Annotated in this window: 19 protein-coding genes and 1 pseudogene; 6 read left to right on the top strand and 14 right to left on the bottom strand. The window is 73.0% G+C overall.

Annotated elements, in window-relative coordinates:
• Nucleotides 1-199 precede the first annotated feature (199 nt).
• The 6 genes and pseudogenes from ABZY57_RS01005 to ABZY57_RS00980 all read right to left on the bottom strand — a co-directional run.
• Nucleotides 200-1,516, bottom strand: a pseudogene (locus ABZY57_RS01005) (MFS transporter); the annotation flags it as partial.
• Entirely contained in the window at nt 1,513-2,172 is a 660-nt protein-coding gene (locus tag ABZY57_RS01000; RefSeq protein WP_356506798.1) for a GntR family transcriptional regulator, read from the bottom strand. The gene ABZY57_RS01000 and the pseudogene ABZY57_RS01005, both read right to left, overlap by 4 nt.
• 88 nt (nt 2,173-2,260) lie before the next feature.
• The gene (locus ABZY57_RS00995; protein WP_356506796.1) at nt 2,261-2,578 is read right to left on the bottom strand and encodes a protease inhibitor I42 family protein; all 318 of its coding nucleotides are present in this window, start codon (nt 2,576-2,578) and stop codon (nt 2,261-2,263) included.
• A 32-nt stretch (nt 2,579-2,610) separates the two neighbouring features.
• The gene (locus tag ABZY57_RS00990) at nt 2,611-4,605 is read right to left on the bottom strand and encodes a C1 family peptidase (protein ID WP_356506794.1); all 1,995 of its coding nucleotides are present in this window, start codon (nt 4,603-4,605) and stop codon (nt 2,611-2,613) included.
• Nucleotides 4,606-4,901: 296 nt separating this feature from the next.
• Nucleotides 4,902-5,717: a hypothetical protein gene (locus ABZY57_RS00985; RefSeq protein WP_356506792.1), complete on the bottom strand. Its 816-nt coding sequence runs from the start codon at nt 5,715-5,717 to the stop codon at nt 4,902-4,904.
• Nucleotides 5,718-5,928: 211 nt separating this feature from the next.
• Nucleotides 5,929-6,444, bottom strand: coding sequence for a GNAT family N-acetyltransferase (locus ABZY57_RS00980; protein ID WP_356506790.1), 516 nt, complete (start codon nt 6,442-6,444; stop codon nt 5,929-5,931).
• A gap of 94 nt (nt 6,445-6,538) precedes the next feature.
• On the opposite strand from ABZY57_RS00980, the gene ABZY57_RS00975 reads away from it, so the two are divergent.
• Together ABZY57_RS00975 and ABZY57_RS00970 are read left to right on the top strand one after the other, a co-directional pair.
• On the top strand, nt 6,539-7,768 hold the full coding sequence (locus ABZY57_RS00975; RefSeq protein WP_356506788.1) for a DUF1266 domain-containing protein: 1,230 nt from the start codon (nt 6,539-6,541) through the stop codon (nt 7,766-7,768).
• Nucleotides 7,769-7,797: 29 nt separating this feature from the next.
• The gene (locus ABZY57_RS00970; RefSeq protein ID WP_356506830.1) at nt 7,798-8,325 is read left to right on the top strand and encodes a GNAT family N-acetyltransferase; all 528 of its coding nucleotides are present in this window, start codon (nt 7,798-7,800) and stop codon (nt 8,323-8,325) included.
• Nucleotides 8,326-8,337: 12 nt separating this feature from the next.
• Here ABZY57_RS00970 and ABZY57_RS00965 read toward each other — a convergent pair whose 3' ends face one another.
• Both ABZY57_RS00965 and ABZY57_RS00960 read right to left on the bottom strand, forming a co-directional pair.
• Nucleotides 8,338-8,727 carry a VOC family protein gene (locus ABZY57_RS00965; RefSeq protein ID WP_356506786.1) on the bottom strand — a complete coding sequence of 130 codons (390 nt, stop codon included), beginning with the start codon at nt 8,725-8,727 and terminating at the stop codon, nt 8,338-8,340.
• A gap of 25 nt (nt 8,728-8,752) precedes the next feature.
• Nucleotides 8,753-10,006, bottom strand: coding sequence for a DUF418 domain-containing protein (locus tag ABZY57_RS00960; RefSeq protein WP_356506784.1), 1,254 nt, complete (start codon nt 10,004-10,006; stop codon nt 8,753-8,755).
• Between the two features lie 158 nt (nt 10,007-10,164).
• Between ABZY57_RS00960 and ABZY57_RS00955 the strand changes: the two genes are divergently transcribed.
• Nucleotides 10,165-10,575 (top strand): PPOX class F420-dependent oxidoreductase, encoded by a 411-nt coding sequence (locus ABZY57_RS00955; RefSeq protein WP_356506782.1) that lies wholly within the window; start codon nt 10,165-10,167, stop codon nt 10,573-10,575.
• Between the two features lie 42 nt (nt 10,576-10,617).
• Here ABZY57_RS00955 and ABZY57_RS00950 read toward each other — a convergent pair whose 3' ends face one another.
• The 5 genes from ABZY57_RS00950 to pdhA all read right to left on the bottom strand — a co-directional run bounded on the left by ABZY57_RS00950 (nt 10,618) and on the right by pdhA (nt 16,150).
• Nucleotides 10,618-11,367: a hypothetical protein gene (locus ABZY57_RS00950; RefSeq protein WP_356506780.1), complete on the bottom strand. Its 750-nt coding sequence runs from the start codon at nt 11,365-11,367 to the stop codon at nt 10,618-10,620.
• 60 nt (nt 11,368-11,427) lie between these two features.
• A complete protein-coding gene (locus tag ABZY57_RS00945; RefSeq protein WP_356506778.1) occupies nt 11,428-12,369 on the bottom strand; it encodes a GNAT family N-acetyltransferase in 942 nt (313 codons plus the stop codon).
• 124 nt (nt 12,370-12,493) lie between these two features.
• Nucleotides 12,494-13,945, bottom strand: coding sequence for a dihydrolipoamide acetyltransferase family protein (locus ABZY57_RS00940; RefSeq protein ID WP_356506776.1), 1,452 nt, complete (start codon nt 13,943-13,945; stop codon nt 12,494-12,496).
• A gap of 13 nt (nt 13,946-13,958) precedes the next feature.
• The gene (locus ABZY57_RS00935) at nt 13,959-14,939 is read right to left on the bottom strand and encodes an alpha-ketoacid dehydrogenase subunit beta (protein WP_356506774.1); all 981 of its coding nucleotides are present in this window, start codon (nt 14,937-14,939) and stop codon (nt 13,959-13,961) included.
• 5 nt (nt 14,940-14,944) lie between these two features.
• Nucleotides 14,945-16,150, bottom strand: a complete 1,206-nt coding sequence (pdhA, locus tag ABZY57_RS00930) for a pyruvate dehydrogenase (acetyl-transferring) E1 component subunit alpha (protein ID WP_356506772.1) — start codon at nt 16,148-16,150, stop codon at nt 14,945-14,947.
• 325 nt (nt 16,151-16,475) lie between these two features.
• Here pdhA and ABZY57_RS00925 point away from each other — a divergent pair, with 325 nt between their 5' ends.
• Complete coding sequence (locus ABZY57_RS00925; protein WP_356506770.1) at nt 16,476-17,138, top strand: response regulator transcription factor; 663 nt, start codon at nt 16,476-16,478, stop codon at nt 17,136-17,138.
• A gap of 160 nt (nt 17,139-17,298) precedes the next feature.
• Nucleotides 17,299-17,715 (top strand): pyridoxamine 5'-phosphate oxidase family protein, encoded by a 417-nt coding sequence (locus ABZY57_RS00920; RefSeq protein ID WP_356506768.1) that lies wholly within the window; start codon nt 17,299-17,301, stop codon nt 17,713-17,715.
• Nucleotides 17,716-17,806: 91 nt separating this feature from the next.
• On the opposite strand, the gene ABZY57_RS00915 is transcribed toward ABZY57_RS00920, so the two are convergent.
• Entirely contained in the window at nt 17,807-19,387 is a 1,581-nt protein-coding gene (locus ABZY57_RS00915; protein WP_356506766.1) for a protein kinase, read from the bottom strand.
• Nucleotides 19,388-19,649: 262 nt separating this feature from the next.
• Between ABZY57_RS00915 and ABZY57_RS00910 the strand changes: the two genes are divergently transcribed.
• Nucleotides 19,650-21,326, top strand: coding sequence for a protein kinase (locus tag ABZY57_RS00910; protein ID WP_356506764.1), 1,677 nt, complete (start codon nt 19,650-19,652; stop codon nt 21,324-21,326).
• Nucleotides 21,327-21,428 lie beyond the last annotated feature (102 nt).

Genomic DNA, 21,428 nt, shown 5'->3' with positions numbered 1-21,428 from the left:
GAGCGCGCCCGACCCCGCGCCGCCCCCGGGCGGCGGGGGGCGGGCCGGGGCCCGCGCGGGGGGCGCGGGCCGGGCGCCCCCCCGGCGCGGGGGGCCGCGGGACCGGGCCGGGCGGGACGGCGGACGCCGGGGTCACCAGGACCGCCGGCGGCACCAGGACCGCCGGCGGCACCGTGACCGCCGGGGCGGCGCCCGGTCCCAGCCGCTCGCGTTCGCGGGCCAGGGCCCGGCCGCGCAGGCGCAGGATCTGGGCGATGCCCAGGAGTTCCAGGACGAAGACCGACGAGAACGCGATGCGGTAGTTGTCCCCGGTGGCGTCGAGCAGCAGGCCCACCACCAGCAGGGTCGTCATCGAGGCGATGAAACCGCCCATGTTGGTGATGCCGGAGGCGGTGCCCTGGCGTTCCGCCGGGTTGGCGGGACGGGCGAAGTCGAAGCCGATCATCGACGCCGGACCGCACGTGCCCAGCACCAGGCAGAGCGCGATCAGCAGCCACATCGGCGCGTGGTCCCCGGGGTAGGCCAGGACCGAGCCCCAGAGGAGGGCGGTCAGGGCGACCGTGCCCAGGGCCAGGGGGATCCGGGAGGACTGCCTCCGGCCGACGATCTGGCCGTAGACCAGCCCGAGGGCCATGTTCGAGGCGACCACCAGGGTCAGCAGCCCGCCCGCGGTGGTCCGGGACAGCCCCTGTGCCTCGACGAGGAAGGGCATGCCCCACAGCAGCAGGAACACCATCGCCGGGAACTGCGTCGTGAAGTGCACCCACAGGCCGAGCTTCGTGCCCGGCTCCCGCCAGGAGTCCGTGATCTGGCGCCGTACGAATCCCCCCGCACCGAGGCTTCCCGTCCCGCCGGCCGCCTGCGGCGCGGGCTCGTGGCCTTCCGGGTGGTCGCGCAGGAACAGCACCAGCGGGACCAGCACCACCAGCCCCGCCACGGCGCTCCCCGCGAACGCGGGCACCCAGCCGACCCCGTGCAGCACGGGAGCCAGCACCAGCGTGGAGACCAGGTTGCCCGCCATCCCGACCAGGCCGGCCAACTGCGCCATCAGCGGGCCCCGGCGGGCCGGGAACCAGCGGGTGCCGAGCCGCAGCACGGAGATGAAGGTCATGGCGTCGCCGCAGCCCAGCAGGGCGCGGGCCGCCAGGGCCATCCCGTAGGAGGGGGAGAGCGCGAAGCCGATCTGGCCCGCGGTGAAGAGCACGGCGCCGAGGGTGAGCACCTTCTTGGTGCCGAGCCGGTCGACCATCAGGCCGACGGGTATCTGCATGCCCGCGTAGACCAGGAGTTGGAGCAGGGAGAAGGTGGACAGCGCCGAGGCGTTCACGTGGAAGCGGTCGGCGGCCTCCAGCCCCGCCACGCCGAGGCTGGTGCGGAAGATGACCGCCACGAAGTAGACGGCCACGCCGATCGACCAGACGAGCACCGCCTTGCGGCCGCCCGGCGGGTCCTTGAAGACGACGGGGGAGGCAGCGGACGCGGCGGACGCGGCGGACGCGGAGCTCGCGGAGCTCATCGGGCGGACCCCCGCACCAGTTCCCCGACCCGGCTCACGTGGGCCCGTACCGCCGCGGCGGCCGTGTCGGCGTCACCCGCGCGCAGGGCGTCGAGGATCTCCCGGTGCTCGGCCAGCGTCCGCTCCACCCGCTCGGGGTGCGCGTGCAGCAGGGCCACGCCCATGCGGAGCTGACGGTCGCGCAGCTGGTCGTAGAGGCGGCAGAGGATCTGGTTGCCGGCACTGCGCACGATCTCCGCGTGGAAGGCCCGGTCGGCGGCCATCATCGCCGCGAGGTCGCCCGCGTCGCCGAGCCGGCGCTGCTCCTCGACCAGTTCCGCGAGCCGCTCCAGCAGCCCGGCCGGGGCGGGCACGGCCCGGCGGACGGTGAACTCCTCCACCAGCAGACGGGTTTCGATCACGTCGGCGATCTCCTGGGCGGAGACCGCGAGGACGAGGGCGCCCTTCTTCGGATACAGCTTCAGCAGTCCCTCGGTCTCCAGCCGCAGCAGCGCCTCGCGGACCGGTGTGCGCGAGACCCCGACGGCGACCGCGAGCTCGCCTTCGGTCAGCAGCACCCCGCCCTCGTAGCGGCGGTCGAGTACGGCCTGCTTGACGTGTCGGTAGACGCGTTCGGCAGCGGTCACGGTGGTACCGGCGGTGCGGGCGGGTGGCATGCGCACAGCATAGATACAACAGAGGTGCAACCCGGGAGCCCGTCCACCATCTGGACCGTCACCATCTGGACCGTCACGACGTGGACCCTCACCGCACCGTGACGTCCAGTACGAACTCGTCGTACGCGGCCTCGTCCGGATACGGCGGCCGGACCTGCGCGAAGCGGATCCTGGCCCGGCCCGCGACCCGCCCCCGCACGAGGTACACCCGCTCCACCGTCTCCCCGGGCAGCGGCGCCCCGGGCGGCTCCGCGGCGGCCGCCGGCTCCGCCGGATCCTCCGCCACCGCGACGGCGTCCGCGTCGCCCGTCACCCGCCAGGTCCAGACGTAGCCGCGCGCACCGCGCCCGGTGAGCCGCAGCTCGTACGCCCCACCGGGCGCGAGCACCACCTCGCGGACCTCCACGCGGACTCCTCTCCCACGGACCCTGTGGAGAACTAGGCCGGGCCGATCACCGCGCCCTCGTGCCAGCCCGCGCCGTCGCGCCAGTAGTGCTGGAGCAGGCGGTCGGTGCGCAGGACGATCACCTCCAGGTTGAACCCGAAGCTGCCCTGGAGCATCCCGGTGACCGCCAGCACGTCGTGGCCGAAGACCGCGGAGCGCTGCCAGGCGGCGCCGCCCGCGTTGCCGCGCCACCAGTGCTCGACGCGGCCGCCCTCGCGCGTCACGCACAGCTCGTAGTTCCCGGCGGTGTCCTCGTCGGCCGCCCCGTACTGCGCCTCGATCAGGCAGGGCGCGGAGGTGATGCCGGAGGCGAAGATCTCGCCGGGGCGCCAGACGAACCCGTTCGGGTCGTCGCGCCACCACAGCTGCATCCGGCCGTCGGTGCGCGTGGCGACCAGGTCGAGGTGGCGGGAGCGGGTCTGGACCAGGGCCGGACCGAAGTGGGCGATGCCGGAGGCGAAGCGGCCACCGTCGTTCCAGGTCCAGGGGGCGCCGTTGATCCGCCACCAGTGGCCCAGGCGGCCGTCGGCGGTGCGGACGACCACCTCGAAGTTGCCGGGCGCCCCGTAGTCGCTCTGGATGAAGGCCGGGGTCGAGCCGACCGCCGCGTCGCCGGGGCCGAAGGCGCCGCCGTCGCGCCAGGCGGCGGCGAAGTGCTCGTAGTACCAGTGGCGGAGCCGGCCGCCGGTGGTGACGTGCAGCGACTCCATGTTCCGGTTGTAGGTGGTCCCCGTGAAGGCGGGCTGGCCCGAGGCGTCCGAGGCGAAGTGCTGGGCGCGGTTCCAGGAGAAGGGGGCGTCGCCCTCGCGCCACCAGTGCCGCAGCGAGCCGTCGCCGGCGTCGGCGAGGGCCGCCATCTCGAAGTTGCGGTGGGCGCGCCCGTTGCCGCTCTCGTAGACGTTGCCGGTGTGCAGGCGGCGCTTGCTCCACGGGTCGATGTTGGTGTCCTGCAGCCCGCACTTCGCCCAGTCGTCGATCCGCGCCTCGCCGTACGCGATCCGGCCGTAGCCCCCCACGTGGTAGCCGGTCCCCCAGGAGTTCTTGAACAGCCAGCAGCCGGCCGCGTCGTCGTAGCCGGTGATCAGGACGCAGTGGCCACCCGCCAGGCGGTCGCTGGTGCGGTGGTAGACGCCGGAGCCCAGGCCGAAGAAGTCCTCGTACACGTCGAAGCAGGCGGTCAGCGGGCCCACCGTGTCCAGCCAGACCTTCTGCTGCTCCACGTCCCCGAGCAGGACGTGCCCGGAGATGCGGACGGTCCGGCCGGAGCGGTCCCAGCTCGGGGTGTACTCGGACCGCCAGGCCTCCCGGCGCTCGACGGGGGTACCGGGCGGCGGCGGCGCGTACGGCCGGCACCCCGGGTCCGCGAGTCCGCCGTTGGTCCGGATCCAGTCCAGGGCGGCCTCGGGGCTGCCCGTCTGCCCGCAGGGGGCCTTCATCCCGCCGTGCACGTCGCCCTCGGACCGCTCGGCCCACACGTGGTGCTCGATGCGGGCCATCGACTCCACCAGGCCGGCCGCACCGAAGGCCCAGCAGGCGCTGCACGGGTTCTGGTCCTTCACCTTGGTGAGCCAGGGCCAGCCCCACCGGCTCCGCCAGTCCACGGCGGAGGGGCGGGCCGCGGGGGCCCGGGCTCCGGCGGCCGGGCCCGTGCCCGTGCCCGTGCCCGCCCCTCTGCCTGGGCCCGCACCCGTATCCACGCCGCTGCCTCGGCCCGTGCCCGGGAGCAGCCCGTGCGCCGCCCTGCGCCGGGTGAGGTGCGGGTTGCCGCTGGCCCGGCCCACGAGGCTCCGCAGGTCCACCGGTGGCGCGGCCGCGGCGGGGGTCAGCTCTGCTGCCGCCGCCGTGCTCGGACCCAGGCCCAGGGCGGGTCTCGGTACGAGATCCCCGTCGGCGAGGTGCTCGCTCACGGACCACCGCGCCCCGCGCGCCGCGAGCAGGGCCCGCAGCTCCCCCGCCGTCTGGACATGCCCCTCCGACTGCTCCGGCATACCGGCCCCCCAACGCACCGTACGGATCCGAGCCCCGGGAGCGTCCACCTGCGCAGGGGGCGCGTCAAGGGGGTCCGTACGGTCGCGCGGCGGCACGCGGGGGCGCTGGCCTCCGTGGGTCCGGGAGCCCCCGGGGCACGCGGGCGTGCCACCGCTCGGGGAGCACCGGGGCGGAGCCGGAACCCGAGCCCGGGGGCGGGGCGTGTGACGCCCGACGGCGAACGCCCGACGGCCGACGCCCGGCGGGCGCTGCCACGTTCGGGCGGGCAGCGCCGGTGCCGGGAGTGCGGCGACCGCTACTCGACGGGCAGCGGGACCGGGAGCGGCGGGGCCGGGACCGGGAGCGGGGGCAGACCCGGCAGGCCGAGGCCGGTGAGCAGGGCGACGAGGGCCGCGACCAGGTCGGTCACCACGTCGGTTGCCTTCGCCTTGGCGTCGGTGGAGCAGCCGCAGGGACCGGCGACCTTGGTGAGCCCGTCGACGGAGGCCTTGAGCTTGTCGATGGCAGCGGTGGCCAGGTCGAGCGGGCCGAGGGCGGCCTTGTGCGCGGAGCCGGGGAGCGCCACGGGCAGCTTCGGGGCGCCCACGGGCAGCTTCGGCGCCTCCGCCGGGAGCGCGGGGGCCTCCGCCGGGAGCTTCGGCGCGTCCACCGGCAGCTTCGGCGCGTCCACGGGCAGCTTGGGCGCGTCCACCGGGACCTTCGGGGCATCGACCGGGAGCTTCGGCGCGTCCACCGGCGGGAGCGGTACGGGCAGCGCCGGGGCGGCGGGCAGGCTCTTCTTCAGCTCCGCGATCGCGGCGTCGATCTTCTCCTTGAAGGCGGCGAGGTCCGCCTCAGGGATCTTGCCGTCGGGGGACTTCAGGACGGCGGCCAGCAGATCGGTGACGGGTTTCAGCAGCCCGCCGACGCCGCCGAGCGACTGCACCTGCGCGAGCAGGGCCTCGGTACCGGGGATCGCCTTCCCGGCCGGCGCGGCGGCCTGGAACGCTGCGGCCTGCGGCTTCGCGGACGAAGCGGACGACTCCGCGACTGCCGACGCCAGACCGGGGGACGCGGTCAGCAGGGTCAGGCAGAGGGCGGCGGGGACGGTGTAGCGCGTGATGCGGTGCAACGGATCTCTCCTGTCGAGGAGCCGCGGCATGGGACGTGCCGGGGCGTGACATGACGTGGGACGTGACGTGGGACGCGTCCCAGCCCACTCACCGGCACCCCGTCAGGCCCCGCAACCCGAACCCCCGCACCGCCCGCGCGGACACGCCGGGCAACCGGCCTACGTACGCCCTTGACCTGCACGGACGCCGTCACCCTCGGGCGATGCCCCGTCAGAAGGGTTTCCGGACCGGAAGTCCCTCCCACCTGACCTCGCCGTCCTGCCACCGGTCGGTGGGTGCGAGTCCGATCCCCCCGGCAACGGCGGCGGACGCCGTGTGGCCGGGGTGGATGTGCGCGATGACCGTGCGCACCCCGAGCGTGAGGAGCCGGTCCTTCATCGCCGAGGCCGCCTCGCGGGCGATGCCGCGCCGCTGCCAGGGCGTACCGACGACCCAGGCGATCTCGGCGGTGTCCCCGGACACGGTCGCCTGGACCGTCCCGGTCAGGCAGCCCTCGTCCTTGAGCCGGATCACCCAGTTCCCCCAGGCCACACCGGGATCCGGGGAGCCGGCGGCCAGCCGCTCGTAGCGGGCGCGCAGGGCCGTCTCCGTGGGCGGCTCGCCGCCGATGAAGACGTACAGGTCCGGGTCGGACAGTACGGCGGCCATCTCCTCGGCGTGCGAGGCCCGCAGGGGCACCAGGGTCAGGCGGCCGGTCTCGATGCTCCGGTCGATGAGGCCGTTCACGCGCAGTCCGCGCGGGGAGACGTGGTCACGCCCTCAGCGTAGGGCCGCCGAGCCGGCCCGCGGAGGCGCCGCAAGCCACCGTTAGGCTGATCACATGGATGGGTGGACGGCGCCGAGTTCCATCGAGCGCGAGCTGTACGAGGCCAAGGCGCGCGGGGATTGGGCGGGGTACCTCGACGCCCTCGCCCGCAGCGAGCTGTTCCTGCCGCAGTCCCGGGCGCAGGTCGACGCCGAGCCCACGCAGGCGCGCTTCCACCCCACCCCCGACCGGCGCTGCCTCGTCGTCCACACCCGCGGCATGCTGCCCGTCCCCGACCCGCAGACCGTGTACCTGCCCAGGTCACTCGCCTGGTTCGCGAACGCCTGGGACCCCGCCGACCCGCCGCACCTCGCCGTGAACCCCGGCTCCCCCGCCGAGGCCTACCTCACGACCACCCCCGCCGACCTGGCCCGCTGGCGCGCCCACTGGGACGCCGCGGCCCCGGTCTGGGGCCTCGCCCCCGGAGCCGTGCACTCCCTGCACGTCGGCGGTCCGCTGCACGGGCCCGTCGCGCACGGACTCGCCGTCGGAGCCCATCTCTCCGTCACCAACGGGGAGTTCTGGAACGCCCTCGCCTACCACGGCAACGGCTACACCCGGGAGCGCGAACGCCTGCTCCAGAGCTGGGACATCACCGACTCGGCGGGCTGGCACCGGGTGCTGCGCGGACTGCTCTGCGCCGAGATGGTCAGCCCCGTCTGGGAGTTCGCGCTGCGCGTGCGCCGCCTCCTCGCCTCCGACTTCGCCGGACCCGTCGACCTGGAGCACTGGCGCCACGCCGCGGCCACCGCCCTGCGCCGCAGCGCCGAACGGGCCGCCGAACCGCAGCTCACCCCTGACGGGGTCACCGTCGCCGCACCCCGGCCCAGCGCCGAAGTGGAAGGCGAAGTGGCGGGCGTACAGAGGCTGATCGGCCGGATCGCCCGCTACGAGCAGCGCTTCCGCGCCGACGGACTGCTCCCCCAGGACGGCTGGATCCGCTCCGTCGAGGGCTGGGACCACGGCCGGGCCTCGCAGATGGCCCGCTGGGGGCTGGGCGCCCGCTACGGCACGCTCGCCGAGGCCGAACGCGGCGTACTGGCCGCCGGGGAGGCCGCGCGCGCGGCGTACCGCTCCTGGGAGGAGTTCTCCGCCGGGTACGCGCTGGCCCGGTGCCTGCACTTCGACGAGGAGGAGTTCGGCCCGTGGTACGCGGGCGCGCTGGCCACCCACCTCACCCTGACCACCGACCCGGCGAGCCCCTGGCTCCACATCCCCTGGCGGTCCCCCGGAGCGACCCCGTGACGCGGCAAGGCGCCTTCGTGAGCGGGCCCATGGACGGACCGGCCGCGCTGCGGGCCGCGGACGCGTTCAAGCTGATCTACGCCGAGGCGTTCGCGGAGCCCCCGTACGGCGAGACGGAGGAGGACGTCGCCGCCGCCTTCCGCCGCTTCCCCCTCCAGACGCGCAGGCACGCCTTTCGCGCGGCCTTGGCCCGTACCCCCGAGGGCGAGCCGATCGGCATGGCCTACGGCTGGACGCTCGCGCCCGACACCGTGTGGTGGGACGAACTCACCGAGCCCGTGTCCGACGCGATGCGGCGCGAGGACGGCCGGCGGACCTTCGGGCTCATGGAACTCGCCGTACGCGGACCGTGGCGCGGGCAGGGTGTCGCGCGGCGGCTGCACACGACGCTGCTCGACGGCCTCACGGCCGAGCGGGTGCTGCTGAACGTCCATCCGGAGGGCAGGGCCGCCCCGGCCGCCTACCGGGCGTGGGGATACCGCAAGATCGGCGAGGCGCGCCCCTGGAGCGAGGACGCGGACCTCCATGACGTGATGCTGCTCGATCTGCCCCGCTGAAGGCGGCGGCGCTCAGTTCGGGGACTCCGTGGCGGCCTTGTCGGACGCGCTGCGCAGGACGCAGAACTCGTTGCCCTCGGGATCCGCGAGGACGACCCAGCCCGAGCCGTCGGGGTTCCGGCGGTCGGCGACCAGGACGGCGCCGAGGCCGAGCAGCCGGTCCACCTCCTGTTCGCGCGAGGTGTCCGGGCGCAGGCACAGGTGGATCCGGTTCTTGACCGTCTTGGCCTCGGGCACCTGGTTGAAGTACAGCACCGGTCCCCCGTCCATCAGCACCTGTGTCGCCGGGTCACCGGGCCTGGCGTCCGGATCCACCGGGCTGCCCGTCACGCCGCTCCAGAAGAGGGCCATCCCATGGGCGTCCGCACAGTCGATCGCCACGTTCTGCACTACCGAAACCATGCGCCCCAGCCTTGCCGATCACCGCTCAGGGCGCCACGGGGTTGTGGCGCTCGTCACGGCGGCGGCCCTCACGGCCGTGCCCGTCCCGGCGGCGCGGGAGCCGTGCGAGGGTGACCGCGCGGAGCAGCCATTCCACCGGGCCGTACCGGTGGCGGGCCATGAGCCAGGTGCTGAGGGCGAGTTGGCTCCCGTACAAGGCGAGCGCGCCGAGGACGACGACGGCGGTGCCGAGGCGGTCGTACAGGGCGAGGCCGTAGGCGGTGAAGACGAGGGCCATGACGAGGGACTGGCTCAGGTAGTTCGTCAGGGCCATCCGGCCGGCGGGGGCGAGGAGGAGCGCGGCGCGCCCGCCCCGGGCCGTCTTCATGAAGAGGAGCATGCCGCAGACGTACGCGGCGGTCAGCGCGGGGGCCGTGACCATGCCCACGACCGAGCCGATGAGGAGCCACCGGGGACCGAGCGCGCCGCCGGCGGCCACGGCCATGAAGAGGCTGCCGGGCAGACCCACCGCGACGCCGAGCACGCAGATGCGGCGCATCCGGGCAGCGTGGGCGCCCGTGTCGGCGAGGAGGCGGAGCTTGCCGCAGTACAGGCCGGTCAGGAAGGCCGCCAGCACGGAGCCGCCCATCACCGGTACGGCGAGGAGCGCGTCGGGCAGCTGCCCGAGGTTGGCCCGCACGACGGACGCCGGGTCGCCGCGGTAGTCGGCGGCGAGTGCGGCGAGGTCCGCGGGGATTTCGTTCAGTCCGGCCGCTTCGGCGTCCGACATGAACAGGGAGGCCAGCCCCAGGAGGAGCAGGAAGCCGCTCGCGCAGCCGTAGACGATCCGGGCGGCGCGCAGGGCCGTCCGCGGGGAGCAGGCGCGTGCGGCGATCAGGATCAGGCCGAGCAGCGCGTAGGTCATGAGGATGTCGCCGGTGTACAGCAGTACGGCGTGCAGGAGGCCCAGGACGAGCAGGCCGAGCGTGCGGCGGAGCATCCGGGGAACGGCGCTCGCGCCGTCGCGTGCGGCGGAGTCCTGCTGGAGGGTGAAGCTGTAGCCGAAGAGGAACGAGAACATCAGGTAGAACTTGCCGACCGCCAAGGCCTGGACGATCCCCTCGACGGCCCGGTCGAGCGGGGTGGCGTCCGGGGCGAAAGGGCCGCCGGGACCGTACGGGCCGGCCATCATCAGCGCGTTGACCAGCAGGATGCCGAGCAGCGCGAAACCGCGCAGGGCGTCGACCTCCGGTATGCGCGTCGGCCGGTCTGTTCGTGCGTGCGCGGCCGTTGCGGACACGGCTTCCCCCCAGGTGGTCGTGGGCGCGTGGGGCGCCCTTCTCCTGGCTGACGGTAGCCCGGCGGGTCGGGGCCGGGCGTGCGCCGACCTGTCCTAGTCGCCCCCGTCCGTGCAGAAGTCGCTTGGGGCGGGTGGGCGTCCCCCCTTACCGTCCCCCCATGACCCTTGTGCTGAACGACACCGTGCGAAAGCTCCTCGACGCCCCCCACCCGGCGGTCCTCGCCACGCTCAACCCCGACGGCAGTCCGCAGAGTTCGGTGGTGTGGGTGACCCGGGACGGGGACGAGATCCTCATCTCCACCGAGCAGGGCCGCCGCAAGGAGCGCAACATCGCGCGGGACCCCCGGATCGGCCTCACCGTCTTCGACCTGGCCAACACCAATCTCTACGCCGAGATCCGCGGCACCGCCACCGTCACCGAGGACACCGGCCGGGCCGTCGCCGTCCGCCTCGCGGAGGAGTACGAGGGCCCGGGCGCGGGCGAGGAATACGCGAACGCCCCGGCCGAGAACGTCCGGGTCGTCATACGCCTCACCCCGGCGAAGGTCCTCGGCAGCGCCGCACGCTGAAGGCCCGCCGAACCGCCCGCGGAAGCCCCCTGGTGAGGCGCCCTATGGAAGCCCCGGCCGCACCGCCGTCCAGGCGTCCACGGCGGCCGCCAGGGGGTCGGTCGCCGCGAGGTACGGCCGGGCCGGTTCCGTGCAGCGGATCAGGTTCTTGATGCGGCGCAGCCGGCGGATGGCGGGCCGCGGCAGGTCCCGCCAGACCCGGGCCTGCGCCGCTGCCTGGGCCGGGGTCAGCTCGAAGCGGGCCAGTACGTCCCGGCACAGGGCGGCGGGGTCCCGGTCCGGGTCGCCGTCCTCGCCGGGTCCGAAGCGCTGGATCAAGTAGGCGCGTGCGTACGGCCGGTCCTCCGGCCGGTCCGACCGGTCTATGGCGGCCAGCGCGACCCGGCCCCAGCGCAGCCGCACCCCGTCGGGCAGCTCCTCGTTCTGCATCCCGAACGTGCCCAGGATCCGCAGTTGCTCCGGGTGCGGCTCCTCCAGCAGCGGGGGGCCGGTGGCCAGCCACGCCTCCAGGTCGGCCAGCGCGTGCCCGGTCGGCGGTACGCAGGTCAGCACCTGCCCCCGGGCGAGCAGCGCGACCACGGGCCCGGTGAGGTGCGCCTTCGCCACGTGCCCCGCGTCGAGGGACCCGACCGCGCGCCCGTACCGCTCGATCCCCCGCAGCCTGGTCCGCAGCTCGCCGGCCGCGTACACCTGCCCGTTCCGCGCCACTCCGCCGATGCACCGCACCACGCACACGCCACCCGTGACATCGGCCGCCTCGACGGCACACACCTGCAACTCCGCGAAGGACACCCGGTCCCACCCCTCTCCCGGCGGGGAGGCTACCCCCGGGAGGCTCCGTGCGCGGTCACTTCAGGCCCCCTGGGCCGCCTCCAGGACCAGGCGGATCTCCGTGACCTCGTAGCCGGCGCGGGTGAAGGCGGCGGCCATCGGGGTGTTCACGGTGTCCGTGGTGGCGGTGATGCGGTCGGCGGCCTCGGAGGCGTGGAAGCGGGTGATCTCGGCGAGGATCTCGTCGATCAGTCCCCGGCCGCGCTGTTCGGGGACGACGCCGAGGTAGCCGACGTTGCGGTGGTACGGGGTCGCGGACGGGATCGCCAGGCCGGCGAGGGTGCCGTCCGGGAGGTGGGCCAGGCGCCACCAGGAGCGCTCGCCGGGGCAGTCGGTGTAGAACTCGATGTCGTCGCGCGCCAGTTCCTCGGCGTCGATCGTGCGGAGCTCGTTCTGCGTGTGCAGGTCCAGGCTGCCCTGCGAGAGGCGGACGAAGGCTTCGAGGAACTCCTCGTCGGTGCCCTCGCGGAAGACCAGCCGTCCGGTGGGCTCCGCGGTGCCGGCGGCCGGGGTCCACTCGAAGCGGAGCCGCTCGATCGCGCGGGTCAGGCCGGACCGGTCCGCCGCCTCCTGCCGCCACGCCACCGCGTCGGCCAGGCCTCCCGGGGCGGTGCGCCAGTCGCGCGGCAGCGAGATGTTGTAGCCCGGGAGCGCACCGAAGGCCTCGTGCCCGGCGGCGAGCAGCCCGGCGGCGACGGCGGCCGGGTCGGCCACGGAGCCGCGTACCTGGAGGCAGTCCAGGGCGATCGGCCGCTCGCTGTCGGCGCGGCCCCACCACAGGGCGCGGGCCAGGACCTCGCCGTTCTCGTCCTCGGCGAACCAGGTCCATTCGGGACGCATCTGGTGCGCGGCGAACTCTTCCCGGATCTTCTCGGGGGTGAGGGCGGGGACGGGGCCGTCGGCCGGGTAGGCGAGGGCGCGGTCCAGGTCGGTGGGGTCTGCTGTGGCAGCACGGACATGCATGGGCAGATGATCACATCGCCGAGAGGCTCGCTCCAAGGAATTTGCGCACCTCGCACGGGGTGCGAGCGGTGCGAACGGTGGACCGGCCCGCGGGTGGGTACCCGCGGGCCGGTCCGCCGGGCCGTCAGGACCAGGTGATCAGACGGCGGGGGTGCTCCAGGACGGCGGCGATGTCCGCGAGGAAGCGGGAGCCGAGTTCGCCGTCGATGAGGCGGTGGTCGAAGGACAGCGCCAGGGTGGTGACGTGGCGGGCCTTGACCTTGCCCTTGTGGACCCACGGCTGGAGCTTGATCGCGCCGACCGCGAGGATCGCGGACTCTCCGGGGTTCAGGATGGGCGTACCGGTGTCGACGCCGAAGACGCCGACGTTGGTGATGGTGATCGTGCCGTGCTGCATGTCGGCCGGGGAGGTCTTGCCCTCGCGGGCCGTGGCGACCAGCCCGGACAGGGCCTGCGACAGCTCGCCGAGCGTCTTGGCGTGGGCGTCCTTGATGTTCGGGACGATCAGCCCGCGGGGTGTGGCCGCCGCGATGCCCAGGTTGACGTAGTGCTTGAGCACGATCTCCTGGGCCGCCTCGTCCCAGGACGCGTTGACGTCCGGGTTGCGGCGGATCGCCACGAGGACGGCCTTGGCGATCAGGAGCAGCGGGTTGATCCGCAGACCGGCGAGGTCCGGGTCCTCCTTGAGCTCCTGGACCAGCTTCATCGTGCGGGTCACGTCGAAGGTGATGAACTCCGTGACGTGCGGCGCGGTGAAGGCCGAGCCGACCATGGCCTGGGCGGTGACCTTGCGGACGCCCTTGACCGGGACACGGGTCTCGCGGGCGGAGCCGGGCACCTCGGCCGGGGCCTGTGCCGGAGCCGCCGGGGCCGCCTGCGCCGCCACCGGGGCCGCCGGGACCTGCGGAGCCACGGCCTGCGGGGTGATGGCCGCCGCGGCCGCCGCGTGCACGTCCTCGCGGGTCACGACCCCGCCGTCGCCGGTGGGGATCACCGCCGCCAGGTCGATGCCGAGGTCCTTGGCGAGCTTGCGCACCGGCGGCTTCGCCAGCGCCTTGCCCGCGCCGCCCTGGGCGGGGACCGCCACGGGGGCGGCCGGAGCCGCCGGAGCGGCCGGGGCCGGCGCCGCCGGGGCCACGCCGGTGCCGTTCTGTGCGGCGACCGCGGGCTGCGGCGCAGCCTTGCGCGGGCGGCGCTTCGTAGAGGCGGTGGAGACTCCGTAGCCGACCAGCACGGGCTGGCGGGCCGCCGGGGCCTCCGGCTCCGCAGCGGCCGGGGCCGGTGCGGCAGCGGCGGGGGCCGCCGCTGCGGTCTCCACCGGAGCCTCGTCCGCCGGGCCCGTCTGCACGGAGATGATGACCTGGCCGACGTCGACCGTGACGCCCTCCTCGAAGAGGAGCGCGTGCACGACCCCGTCGAAGGGGATCGGCAGCTCGACGGCCGCCTTCGCCGTCTCCACCTCGCAGACGACCTGGCCGTCGGTGACGGTGTCACCCGGCTGGACGTACCACTTGAGGATCTCGGCCTCGGTGAGGCCCTCGCCCACATCGGGCATCTTGAATTCGCGGATCGTCATCGCAGGGCTCTCCTCAGTACGCCAGCGAGCGGTCGACTGCGTCGAGCACCCTGTCAAGGCCCGGCAGGTACTCGTCCTCCAGGCGGGCCGGCGGGTACGGGGCGTGGTAGCCGCCCACGCGCAGCACGGGCGCCTCCAGGTGGTAGAAGCACCGCTCCGTGATGCGAGCGGCGATCTCCGAACCCACGCCGAGGAACACCGGCGCCTCGTGGACCACCACGAGCCGGCGGGTCTTCTCCACCGACGCCTGGATCCCGTCGAAGTCGACCGGGGACATCGAGCGCAGGTCCACGACCTCGACCGACTTGCCTTCCTCGGCGGCGGCCGCGGCGGCCTCCAGGCAGACCTTCACCATGGGCCCGTAGGCCGCCAGGGTGATGTCGGTGCCGCTGCGGGCCACCCGCGAGCCGTGCAGTGCGTCGGGGATGGCCTCGACGTCGACCTCGCCCTTGTCCCAGTAGCGGCGCTTCGGCTCGAAGAAGATCACCGGGTCGTCGCTGAGGATCGCCTGCTGGAGCATCCAGTAGGCGTCGCTGGCGTTGGACGGCGAGACCACCTTCAGGCCCGGGACGTGCGCGAACAGCGTCTCCGGGGACTCCGAGTGGTGCTCGACCGCGCCGATGCCGCCGGCGTAGGGGATGCGGATGACGACCGGCATCTTGATGGTGCCGAGCGAGCGCGCGTGCATCTTGGCGAGCTGCGTGACGATCTGGTCGTACGCCGGGAAGACGAACCCGTCGAACTGGATCTCCACGACCGGCCGGTACCCGCGCAGGGCCAGGCCGATCGCGGTGCCGACGATGCCGGACTCGGCGAGCGGGGTGTCGATGACCCGCTCCTCGCCGAAGTCCTTCTGGAGTCCGTCGGTGATGCGGAAGACGCCGCCGAGCTTGCCGACGTCCTCGCCCATGATCAGGACCTTGGGGTCCTGCTCCAGGGCCTTGCGCAGGGAGTCGTTGAGCGCCTTGGCGATGGTGAGCTTCTGTACGGCCATGACGGTCACTCCCCGCCTTCGAAGGACGCGAGGTAGGCGGCGAACTGCGCGCGCTCCTCGTCGACGAGCGCGTGCCCGTCCGCGTAGACGTTCTCGAAGATCGCCATTGTGTCGGGGTCGGGCATCGAGCGCACGACCTCGCGCACCCGCTTGCCGAGTGCCTCGCTCTCCACCTCGAGCTGATCGAAGTACGCCTCGTCGGCGCCTCCGGTGGCGAGCAGGTGGGCCTTCAGGCGCAGGATCGGGTCCTTGGCCTCCCAGGCCGCCGTCTCCTCGTCGCGCCGGTACTTCGTCGGGTCGTCGGAGGTGGTGTGCGCCCCCATCCGGTACGTGAAGGCCTCCACCAGGGTGGGCCCCTCGCCCCGGCGGGCCCGCTCCAGCGCCCAGCGGGTCACGGCGAGGCAGGCCAGGACGTCGTTGCCGTCCACCCGGACGCCCGGGAAGCCGAAGCCCTGCGCGCGCTGGTAGAGCGGCACGCGCATCTGGCGCTCGGTGGGCTCGGAGATGGCCCACTGGTTGTTCTGGCAGAAGAACACCACGGGCGAGTTGTAGACCGCCGAGAAGGTGAAGGCTTCCGCCACGTCGCCCTGGCTGGACGCACCGTCGCCGAAGTAGGCGATGACGGCCGAGTCGGCGCCGTCCTTGGCCACGCCCATCGCGTACCCGGTCGCGTGCAGCGTCTGGGAGCCGATGACGATCGTGTACAGGTGGAAGTTGTTGGTGGTCGGGTCCCAGCCACCGTGGTTCACACCGCGGAACATGCCGAGGAGGTTGGTCGGGTCGACCCCACGGCACCAGGCCACGCCGTGTTCCCGGTAGGTCGGGAACACGTAGTCGTCGTCGCGCAGGGCCCGGCCGGAGCCGATCTGGGCGGCCTCCTGGCCGAGGAGCGAGGCCCACAGGCCCAGCTCGCCCTGGCGCTGGAGGGCGGTCGCCTCGCCGTCGAAACGGCGGGTCATGACCATGTCGCGGTACAGACCGCGCAGGTCATCGGTGGTGACATCGGCGACGAAGGGCGCGAATTCCGCGACGTCCGGATTCTCCGCGACGTCGACGCGCACCCCCTCGGGCGTCAGCAGCTGTACGAGCTGGGGCTCGGCGTCATGCGTCTTCGCGGTGGCAGCGGCGGGCTTGGCGGCGCTTGCCGCGCCGGCCGGCCGCTTGGTGCCGCTGCGGCGCGGCTTGCGCGCGGCAGTGCTCTCCACGGTCACGATTGCTCCTCCGTCGGTCCGGCACCCGGGTTCTCCGGGGACCAGTGCGGCTCACCTGGATCTCTGCCCGCGCACGGGGTGGGTGCGCTTCGGGTCTGGGATTCAGGCGTGACAGGTGCCCCGGCGAGTGCCCTGCGCAATGCACGTTACCCAGTGCGTCGCATAACTGCGAAACCCCGTTTGACCTGGGATTTTGCTTGGATTTCCAAGTAAATCTGCGGAACCGGGAACAACCACTGGTCACAGCCTTGCAGGGGGCCGGAACAACGGCACGTTATCCCGCTCGCCACCGGCAGGGAAGGGGTGAGTGTGTGAAACTGAGTTCGTGCGCGAAAACGGAAAAATCAAGGTATTCCTCCTGGACGACCACGAAGTGGTACGTCGGGGTGTTCACGAGCTGTTGTCGATGGAATCGGACATCGAGGTCGTGGGTGAGGCCGGTACGGCCGCCGACGCACTGGTCCGCATTCCCGCCACCCGGCCCGACGTGGCCGTTCTCGACGTCCGCCTGCCCGACGGCAGCGGCGTGGAGGTCTGCCGCGAGGTGCGCTCCCAGAACGAGGACGTCAAGTGCCTGATGCTCACCTCGTTCGCCGACGACGAAGCCCTGTTCGACGCGATCATGGCCGGCGCCTCCGGCTACGTGCTCAAGGCGATCCGCGGGAACGAGCTGCTCAACGCGGTGCGTGACGTGGCGGCCGGCAAGTCCCTGCTGGACCCCGTCGCCACGGCCCGGGTGCTGGAGCGGCTGCGCGACGGCAAGAACGGCAAGGGCGACGACCGGCTCTCCAACCTCACCGATCAGGAGCGCAAGATCCTCGACCTGATCGGCGAGGGCCTGACGAACCGCGTGATCGGCGAGCGGCTGCACCTGGCCGAGAAGACCATCAAGAACTACGTCTCCAGCCTGCTGTCCAAGCTCGGCATGGAGCGCCGGTCCCAGGCCGCGGCGTACGTCGCCCGCCTGCAGGCCGAGAAGGGGCGCTAGCCGCCCCGCATCCGCTACTCCGCGTTACGCCCCGTGGTCGCACACCGCGTCACATCGGAAGGTGGCACGGGGCGCGCTGTTTGACTCGGGACCAACGTCCCCGATGTGCGGGGCGGGCTCCTCTTTCCCGGCACCGTGTCGGTACCGGACAGTGGAGTGCATGTCCCCAGAGGAACTCCACGCCATCGAACTGCTGCGCCGCGTGCCGTACGGCCGGGCCGCCACCAGCATGCGCGCGCTGCCCTTCCTCGCCGTCGCGCGCCACATCGTGGTGAACGGCAAGGTCGTCCTGAGAATGCACGCCGGTTTCGGCTACCACCACGCCTGCAACGGCAGCGTGGTCTCCTACGGAGCCGACAACTTCAATTCCGACGACGCCCAGTTGTGGTCGGTGCAGTTCACCGGCACCGCGAACATCGTCGAACCCACCACCGCCGAACTGGAACTGTTCGGCCCCGGCCCGCACTTCGTGGACGGCGCGGTCTTCGACCCCGTCTACATGCGGATCGAGCCGCACCTCGTCACCGTCCACACCCTCGCGGGCACTCCGGACCGGCAGTACCAGCACGCGCTCTGAGCAGCGCCCCGCGGGACTTCGGTCCCGAGAAGAACGGCCCGGCGGCCACCTCGTCGAGAGGGGCCGCCGGGCCGTTCTTCCTCACTCAGGGCTACTCCCCGGCTTCCCCGCCCCCGTCGTCCTCGGGCGTCTTCGACGGGCTCGGCGTCGACGTCGGCTTCGACGGGGTCGGCGTGGGCGACGGGGTCGGAGTGGGTGTCGGGGTCGGAGACGGCGTCGGAGTGGGCGACGGCGAATACGAGTAGCTCGGCGACGGGGACTTGCTGCGGGTCGGGGGCGCCGAGTAGGAGTACGAGCTCTCCGGCGCCGTCCTGGACGTCGAAGTCTCCGGCGCCGGGCTCTGCGGCTCCGTACCGCCCGAGGAGGACGCGGAACTCGCCGGCGGGGTCACGTTCGTGCCGGGTTCCTTCTTGCCGCCGAAGTTGTCGACCGCGTACGCCACGCCGCCCGCGACCGCGAGCACGGCGAGGATCGCGAACAGCCACAGCTTCCAGTTGCCGCCGCCGGAGGAGCGCTCGCCGTACCCGTCGTAGCCGCCGGTCCCGCCGTGGCCGTTGCCGCCCCCGCCGGGGTAGGCGGAGCCGTCGTCCGGGTTCAGCGGCGGCACCATCGGCTGCTGGAACTGCGAGGTCGAGGAGTGCGAGCCGTACTGCGGCTGGCCCTGACCGGGCGTCGCCATCGCCGTGGTCTGCGCCGGGCCGCGCCCGTGCGGCAGCGCCATGGTGACCGGGCCGGTGTTCCAGGTGCCGGTGTTGGCCCCCTGGTCGTGCAGCATCTGCAGGGCGTACTGGACCAGCCCGCGCATCTCCTCGGCGCTCTGGAACCGGTCGTCCGGGTCCTTGGCGAGGGAGCGCATGACGAGCCCGTCGAGCTCCTGCGGGATGTGGGCGCCCTCCGGCAGCTGCGAGGGCGGGATCGGCGCGTCCTGCACGTGCTGGTAGACCACCGACAGCGGGGTCTCCCCGGTGAACGGGGGGCGCAGCGAAAGGAGTTCGTAGAGCAGACAGCCCGTCGCGTACAGGTCGGAGCGGTGGTCCACGGCCTTGCCGAGGGCCTGTTCGGGCGAGAGGTACTGCGGCGTGCCCATGACCATGCCGGTCTGGGTCATCGTCGACTGCGCGCCGTGCAGGGCGCGCGCGATGCCGAAGTCCATCACCTTGACCGCGCCCGTGTCCGTGATGATCACGTTGGCGGGCTTGATGTCACGGTGCACGATGCCGTGCTGGTGCGAGTACGCGAGCGCTTCGAGCACGCCGGAGGTGATGATCAGCGCCTGGTCGGGGCCGGGGGCCTCGGCGCTGATCAGCAGGTCGCGGATGGTGCGGCCCTCGACGAGTTCCATGACGATGTAGGGGACGACGTTCGGGCCGACCCGGTCCTCGCCCGAGTCGTACACGGCGACCACGGCATGGTGGTTGAGGCCGGCGACCGACTGCGCCTCGCGCGTGAAGCGGGCCTTGGACACCGGGTCCTCGGCCAGGTCGGGGCGCAGCAGTTTGACGGCGACGGTCCGGCCCAGCCGGACGTCCTCCGCGGCGAAGACCTCGGCCATGCCGCCTCGGCCCAGACGGTGGGTCAGCCGGTAACGGCCGTCTCCCACCAGGCCGCCCGCGCCCCAGTGCTCAGGACCCTCTGCCATCCCGGCGCCGCTTCCCTCGGGTTCGGGTGCCATCAGTCCTCACCGTCGTCTGTCTCGGCCGCCGCTCAGCGGTACGTCCTCATCGTGTGCTCCGACGAACGCTACAGCCTCAGAACCGGTCACCGTTCGGGCGCGGGCGTCCTCACACGACGACACGGACCGCGTGTGGACCCCCTGTGGCCTTGTGGTCACGGAACGGGAACCTGGCTTGACGTGTGCTTGCCCTCCGGCAGACTGAGGCCGACATGCGCTCAGCCAGAGGCGTAGGGACACATCCCGAGGGGAAGCAACACTCATGAGCCAGGACGGCACTCAGGGCCAGTACGCGGGCGGCTCTCTGGCCGGTGGCCGTTACCAGCTAAGGGACTTGCTCGGCGAGGGAGGCATGGCCTCCGTCTATCTCGCCTACGACTCCGCGCTCGACCGCCAGGTCGCCATCAAGACGCTTCACAGCGAACTCGGGCGCGAACAGTCCTTCCGCGAACGCTTCCGCCGCGAGGCCCAGGCTGTAGCAAAACTGTCGCACACCAACATCGTGTCGGTATTCGACACCGGTGAGGGCGTCGTCTCCTTCGCGGACCCCTCGGTGGCCGACGGCGCGGTCATGCCGTACATCGTCATGGAGTACGTCGAGGGGCAGCCGCTCGGCTCCGTCCTGGACGGCGACATCAGGCAGTACGGGGCCATGCCGGCCGACAAGGCACTGAAGGTGACGGCCGATGTGCTGGCCGCTCTGGAGAGCAGCCACGAAATGGGGCTGGTCCACCGCGACATCAAGCCGGGCAACGTCATGATGACGCGGCGCGGAGTGGTCAAGGTCATGGACTTCGGCATCGCGCGGGCCATGCAGTCGGGGGTCACCTCGATGACGCAGACCGGCATGGTCGTCGGCACCCCGCAGTACCTCTCCCCCGAACAGGCCCTCGGGCGGGCCGTGGACGCCCGCTCCGACCTGTACTCGGTGGGCATCATGCTCTTCGAGCTGCTGACCGGGCGGGTCCCCTTCGTCGCCGACTCAGCCCTGGGCATGGCGTACGCCCACGTGCAGGAGGAGCCGGTCGCGCCCTCCTCCATCAACCGGTCGGTCACCCCGGCGATGGACGCGCTGGTGGCGCGGGCCCTGAAGAAGAACCCGAACGAGCGTTTCCCCACCGCCGCCGCCATGCTCGACGAGGTCGCGCGGGTGGCGGGCGCCGGGCACACCGGGGCCCCGGTGATCGTCCCGGGCGCGCACCCGACGAACAGCGGCGCCGGGCTCGGCTCGGCCGTGTTCCCGCCGGTGGACTCCGCCCTGCAGGCGCCGCCGCACTCGGTGCAGCAGCCGTACCAGGCGCCGCACACCCCGGTGCCGTCCGCGTACGCGCCGACGCCGCCGCCGCAGTCCGGGGCGTACGGGTACCCGCACCAGCAGCCCGCGCACCTCCAGGCGCAGGCCCCGGCGCCGTACTCCGCCTCGACCCCGCCGCCGTACGCCCTCTCGCCGCAGGGCGGGGCCGGTGGCACCGGCGCCGGTGGCGGCGGGAAGAAGAAGAACACCCCGCTCCTGGTGGGTGCCGTCGTGGTGGCGCTCGTGGCCATCGGCGGGCTGATCGCCGCGCTGGACCTGGGCGGCGACGACAAGGACAAGGCCTCGCCGCCGAGCCCCGGCTCCTCCACCTCGGCGTCCGGCCCGGCGAAGGCCGGGCACAAGGAGGGAGACCCCTCCCGGACGATCGAGGAGTCCAAGTGCAAGGAGCCGCAGAAGCACTACAACGACGCGAACAAGGTGACGGCGCCGGACTTCCGGTACCTGAACGAGGTCTCGGTGAAGGCCTGCATCCGGGCCGGCGGCTGGAAGTACGATCCGAAGCCCAAGGACGAGGCGGTCTACGGCGAAGGGACCATCGTGGAGCAGCAGCCCGCCGGCGGCGACCCGATCGACCCGAAGAACACCACCTTCACCCTGTACATCTCGACGGGCGACCCGGAGTGACCCGGCCCTGAGGGGTGCGCCACGGAGGAGTGAACCGGAGCTCGCCCGACGGGCGCCGACTCTGATACATACGCGCAGGTCACGCCCGCCGCACCTCCGGGA

It is taken from the genome of Streptomyces sp. NPDC006450 (assembly GCF_040612195.1).
GTDB lineage: Bacteria > Actinomycetota > Actinomycetes > Streptomycetales > Streptomycetaceae > Streptomyces.
Note: the sequence above shows the minus strand (reverse complement) of the source record. Positions and strands in the feature narration are given on the sequence as shown.